Origin of the sequence: Kocuria sp. NPDC057446, from assembly GCF_042802875.1 — a bacterium.
Lineage (GTDB): Bacteria > Actinomycetota > Actinomycetes > Actinomycetales > Micrococcaceae > Kocuria.
The window spans coordinates 1-1,491 of the sequence record NZ_JBHVDI010000289.1 but is presented as its reverse complement, the minus strand read 5'-3'; the positions used below and the strand labels follow the sequence as shown (position 1 = coordinate 1,491).

The window sequence follows — 1,491 nt, the reverse complement described above, 5'->3', positions numbered from 1 at the left end:
GTCCCTGCGGCGGTCCTCCTGCTGCTGCTCAGCGGCTGCGCGGATGGAACGCCCGCGGAGTCCGCCCGCCCGTCGTCGTCGGTGTCCAGCGCCCCGACGACGACGGCGCCCTCGCCGGAGACCACGCCCATCCCGCCGGCTCCCGATCCCACGCCGCACGCGCCAGCACCGGCCCCCGCCCCGGCCCCCGGGACGTTGCCGCCGGTGCTCGCGGAGTCCGCACCCGTGGCGGTGCGGATCCCCGCGGCGGGCGCCGCCTCCGAGCTGCTGCACCTGGGCCTGCGCCCCGACGGCTCGCTGGAGGTGCCGCCGACCCATCCCGGGGCCCCGGCCTCCTGGTACACCGCCTCGCCCACACCGGGGGAGCGGGGACCGGCGATCCTGCTCGGCCACGTCAACGCCACCGGCGGCGGGCCGGGCGTCTTCGCGGGGCTGCGCGGTCTCGCCCCCGGCGACACGGTCGAGGTGGACCGGGCGGACGGGTCTACGGCGGTGTTCGTCGTCGACCGCGGGGAGCAGTACGCGAAGGACGCCTTCCCCACACGGGCCGTCTACGGCAACACCGCGGGAGCGGAGCTGCGCCTGATCACGTGCGACGGCTACGACCCCGCCACCGGCCTGTTCGACGACAACTACGTGGTCTACGCGACGCTCGCCGCCTGACCCCGTCCCCCGGGCGCGCACGTACCGGCGGCCGCGGGCGCCGGCGTCACCGCACCGTGCGAACCCGGGGCGCGGGGCGGGAGACGCGCCGGGCGTCGGGACACGCCTCGTTCTCCCGGCGGAGGTGCGATCGCACAGCACGGGGGAAGATGGGAGCGCGCTTCCTGTGCGGTACCCGTTCCATCGAAGGAGATCTCCATGAGCAACCCCTATCCCCAGCAGCCCGAGGGCGCCCGCGGCGGCCCGCCGCAGTACCAGGCCACCGGTGACCAGTACGGGGCCGGTCCCGGGCACCCCGGTGCCGCGCCGCCGGAGGTCAAGCGGCTGCTGACCCTCACCCTCGTCTCGGCGGCGGTCTACCTGCTCAACGACATCGTGGGGATGGTCGTCGCGGCCACCGCGGACACCACCGCGATGTACCAGGAGCTGGGGCTGTCCCCGGACCAGATCGCGGCGGCCGACCAGGCCGCGGGCGTCGGCCAGGTCACCGGCATCGTGCTGCTGGTCATCGCCCTGGGCCTGTACGCCCTGGTCTACGTGTTCCTGAAGAAGGGCCGGAACTGGGCCCGCGTCCTGGGCATCGTCCTGTCCATCCTCAGCGTGGTCGGGACGCTGATCGGCCTCCTCGGCGCGATGGCCTACGGCGGGCTCGGGATCGTCCTGCTGATCCTCGGGCTGCTGCTGGTCGTGGTCAACGTCCTGTGGCTCGTGACCGCGTTCAAGGCCCCGGTCAAGCACTGGTTCGCCCCGCGCCGCACGGCCTGATCCGTCCCGGCGCCCTCCGGGCGCCCGGCCGTCCGCACCGCGGCGCCGCCCGGCCGCCGAGGC

General features: G+C 75.4%; 2 protein-coding genes. Both read left to right on the top strand.

Going from position 1 to position 1,491, the window contains the following annotated elements:
• A partial coding sequence (locus tag ACFU0Y_RS18150; protein ID WP_380216365.1) for a class F sortase occupies positions 1-663 on the top strand: 663 nt, incomplete at its 5' end.
• 198 nt (positions 664-861) lie between these two features.
• Positions 862-1,428: a hypothetical protein gene (locus ACFU0Y_RS18145; RefSeq protein WP_380216363.1), complete on the top strand. Its 567-nt coding sequence runs from the start codon at positions 862-864 to the stop codon at positions 1,426-1,428.
• Positions 1,429-1,491 lie beyond the last annotated feature (63 nt).

Coding starts and splice junctions, on each gene's coding strand:
- ACFU0Y_RS18145 (WP_380216363.1), top strand. CDS start 862: ATGAGCAACCCCTATCCCCAGCAGCCCGAGGGCGCCCGCGGCGGCCCG.